The following is a 4,477-nucleotide window of genomic DNA, read 5'->3' as shown; positions in this document are numbered from 1 at the left end:
GTTCCACCTTGGTTATTTCCATCCCCACTACTTGGCGGAATGGTGTTACCTTGGCCATTCTGATCATTGTTCTCATTTTCTTCATTTTGTTTTTGCTCTTGTTTCTTTTTCTCTTCCTCTATTTGTTGTTTCTGCTGCTCATCATTTTTCTTCTGTCCGCCTGAATTTGAATTTGAGTTTGACGTGCTCGGATTTGGAGAAGAATCTCGTTTTGCACCTTTCACACGTAATTCATCACCTTCTTGAACAACACTACTTGGCATCTTAAAATGTGACGTGTTTGTTCCGAACTTGCTCATCATCTCTTTAAAAATCTGCTGTGCAATTTTCGTATTTTTACTACTTATATAATCTTCAGGACCATTTTTCATATATCCAGTCCACACTGCCATTGTATATTGCGGCGTATAACCAGCAAACCAACTATCGCGTGTCGCACTATCTGGTAGACCATATTTTGCTATATCACCGGATGAAAAGTTAGTTGTTCCTGTTTTACCTGCAACATCTAAAGAACTTACATTTGCCGCTGTACCTGTGCCAGAACGAACAACAGAACGTAGCATATCCGTTACCATATACGCTGTATAATCTTCCATGACACGTTTTGATTTTGATTCAAAACTTTTTGATTTCCCATCAGGATAAACTACTTTTTTAACAAAATGCGGTTTCGTATATTTACCATCATTACCAAATGCCGCATATGCTCCTGCGATTTCAGTTGGTGACGCCTCGTTGGTTCCAATTGCATCTGCCTCAACTGCCGATTTTTCAAATGGAATACCCAAATTTTCTGCAAAACTTTGCGATTTACTTAAACCAACTTCTTTTGCTGTTTTAATTGCAGGTATATTACGTGATTGTTTAAGCGCCTCACGCATTGTCATCATACCCTTATATGTTCTATCAGCATTTCGAACCTCTTGTCCTGTTGAATATTTATATGGTGAATCATCAAGCTGGTGGTAAGTTGGCCATTTTAAATATTCAATTGCTGGACCATAGTCAAAAATTGGCTTCATTGTTGAACCCACTGAACGATCTAGTTCAATTGCCATATTACGCCCTTTAAATGTCGCTTTATTTTCACCACGTCCACTACCTATAGCACGAACTTCACCTGTCTTCGTGTCCATAAACGTAAACGCACCTTGGAATTGATCATTCGGATAGCTAATAACCTTTTCATTTAAAAGCTTCTCTGCATATTTCTGAGCTTCTTGATCTAATGTTGTGTAAATAGATAATCCATCAGATCCAATATTTGCATCTGGTAATTCATTCTCTACTTCTTTCACAACAGCGTCTATAAATGCTGGATACGGCATTTCTGTAATTTCTTTAGGTGGAAGGAGTCCTTCAGTTACAGGAACCTTTGATGCTTCTTCCATTTCTTTCTTTGAAATGTAGCCATGACGATTCATTAAATGTAATACAACATTTCGACGCTCTGTTGCTCTCGCTACATTTTGCGGTTTTGTTGGGTCATATATACTTGGACCTTTTGGCAATCCTGCAAGCATCGCAACCTCTGGTAAAGTTAAGTCTTTTAACTCTTTTCCATAATAGTTTTCAGCTGCTGTTGCAATACCATAAGAACGATTTCCTAAGTTAATCTTATTTAAATACATTTCTAATATTTCATGTTTCGAATATTGTTGCTCTAACTTATGAGCTAAATATATCTCTTGCACCTTTCGCTTAGGCGTTTTATCCATAGATAAGAAATAGTTTTTAATAACCTGTTGTGTAATTGTACTACCACCTTGCGAGCCATAGTTCCCAGTTAGGCTGACTAAAATCGCACGCGAAGTACCCTTGAAATCAACTCCATTATGATCATAAAAACGTGCATCTTCTGTAGCTAAAAATGCATCTTCTACTAATTTAGGTACTTGCTCATACGTAATATTTGTTCGTTTTTCTTTTCCATATTCATATATCAGGTTTTTATCTTTATCATAGATTTTTGCTGATTGCGCATTAACAAGCTTTGATTTTTCAAGTTTAGGGGCATCCTTAATCATAACGAAAAAAGTTGTTACTCCCCCAATGAGCGCTACGATTCCAAGTATTAAGCATCCGATTAAAAATTTACGAAAAAACGATGTTTTACCTTTCGTTTTTTCTTTATGAGCACTTGGTTGCTTCTTTTGTACTTGTCTTCGCTCCTCTCGAGAACGATAATTTTCTGACATGTTACTTTCTCCTGCCTTTCAATTCTTCCGTTGATTTACGCGAAAATAAAACCAACATATTGATTTCACCTCAACAAATAAGTTTAATTTTTAAAAAGTTGTCACTCCAAAACAGGCTCCAAAAACAATATTCATTATTCCCTTAATTTTCGCCCTCTCAACTAATTAGCCGAGTTGAAATAACCACTTTCTCTCTGTCTTTCTAATAATACTTGCATATAACACATAGAATGGAAGAGATTAACTTTCAAATTACTTATTTGCATAAGTTAATTAGAAAATCCTAAACAACAAAATATATGACCTTGTATAAATAATATACTTTTTTTTCATTTGGTCAAACCTCTCTATTGAAATAACTATTACTAGCAGATTAATAGTGAAATAAAAATATCACAACAATATGAATTTCATGTGAACTCACAACAAACTAAGATATTACAAAAAAATGGTATTCAGTCGATATTACCATCCTTCATAGAAATACCCACAATATGTTTGTCCATTATTTCTCTTCTCCTTTTGTCATATCATATATAAATATATAGACCGATACTTCTAGAATGAATTGTATATAAGAGAAATCAATCAACATAAGTGTTTATTTTACTGGTTCTATCTAACAATTTATCAATTAGTAACCCAAAACAACTTACTACTATACTTATAGTAGTAAGTATCTATACTAAATATTGGTAATATTCAATACAAATATTATCAATTAACTATATAACACAACTATGTTACATTAATACCACGGTTACTATTATCGTTAAATCCTTGCTCCCTTCAAGGATTTAACATACTCTCCTAATCTAATATGTATCATAGAAAAAAGAATNNATTCTTTTTTCTATGATACACCGTTAAGTACACGACCACTTAAACGACCATAACAGGAAAGCAGAAAAACACACTATAATACCTCCATGATTCTTTTCAATTTCTACAACAGTACAGTTCTTGAACTACCCCCACTTAACAGTCTAACAAACTGTTTAAAGTGTGGGATTCCTACGGTTAGAATCCTTAAGGCCTCTTTTCTCAAATTTTGTCCTGCGTTGACATCTCTATCATGATGCATACCACAAGAAAGACACTTCCATTCACGCAACTCTAAATCTTTCACGTCTTTGTTTTTATTGCCACAATGCGAACAAAGTTGAGAGCTGGCGAATGTTTTGGATACCACGATAACTTGTTTTCCATACCACTCTGCCTTATACACAAACATCGCTCTGAATTGTGACCAAGATACTTCTTGAATCGCTTTCGCGAGCTTGTGATTCTGTAACATATTGGATACTTGCAAATCTTCTATCCCAATCACATCGTGGTTTTTGATGATCATCGTAGACAGTTTTTGTAAGTAATCAGTTTTTGCATTTGTGATTCGCTCATGTATACAAGCCACTTTGATTCGCTGTTTATGCCAGTTCGCTCCACCTTTTGTACGACGAGACAAAATACGCTGGGCATGAGCGAGCTTCTTCTCTAATTTCCGAAACCATTTCGGATTGCCAAATACTTCTCCCGTTGAAAGAATCGCAACGTTTTTCACGCCAACATCCATACCAACAGTGGAACCTGTCTTTGGCAATTCTTGCACTTCTATTTCGACAAGAACTTGGATTCCTTCTGACAGTAGCGTACAAAATACGTCCTTCTACCTCACGACTTTTGGCAAACGTGACAAGGCCAAGTTTCGGTAACTTTATTTTATTCCCTACAATCGCGATCTTCCCATTTGTGTGCTTCGTTGTATAGGATTGGACTTTATTGTTTTTCGACTTAAACCGAGGTGCTTTGTTTTGTTTGTTGAAGAATCGTGAATACGAGTCAGCGAGGTTGTAAAGAGAAGATGGAAGAGCCGTGCTGTCCACTTCTTTGAGCCATACAAATTCTTTTTTGAGGGCAGGTAGTTGCAAAGAACAAGTGCCATAGGTGAATCCTTTCCCTGCTTCTTTATATCTATCATTCCATTTTGCTAAAAAATAATTGAATACAAAACGAGAACAACCCATTGTTTTCTCAATACGTATTTTTTGTTCTGCATTAGGGTAGATCCGGAACTTATACGCTTTATGGACGAGCACCACTTTCCACCTCACTTTCTATTTTAGTTTTTCTACATGCTTTTTTCACGATATGTATGAGAACGATATCGGAATATATTCAAAAATACTTCTCTCGTATCATTTCTTCTTTTTTGTCGAAAATCCTCTGCCACCCTTCAAAAATGTATACATATGGAAAGACTTTTATAATGGAACAAT

At 35.6% G+C, this 4,477-nt stretch carries 1 protein-coding gene and 1 pseudogene; both read right to left on the bottom strand.

Annotated elements, in window-relative coordinates:
* On the bottom strand, positions 1–2,201 hold a 2,201-nt coding region (locus CN288_RS04780), incomplete at its 3' end, for a transglycosylase domain-containing protein (RefSeq protein WP_098301840.1).
* 946 nt (positions 2,202–3,147) lie between these two features.
* Positions 3,148–4,297 (bottom strand): annotated as a pseudogene (gene tnpB, locus CN288_RS04775) (IS200/IS605 family element RNA-guided endonuclease TnpB).
* Between the last annotated feature and the right edge of the window lie 180 nt (positions 4,298–4,477).

The organism is Bacillus sp. AFS023182, from assembly GCF_002560575.1.
Taxonomy (GTDB): domain Bacteria; phylum Bacillota; class Bacilli; order Bacillales; family Bacillaceae_G; genus Bacillus_A; species Bacillus_A arachidis.
Note: the sequence above shows the minus strand (reverse complement) of the source record. Positions and strands in the feature narration are given on the sequence as shown.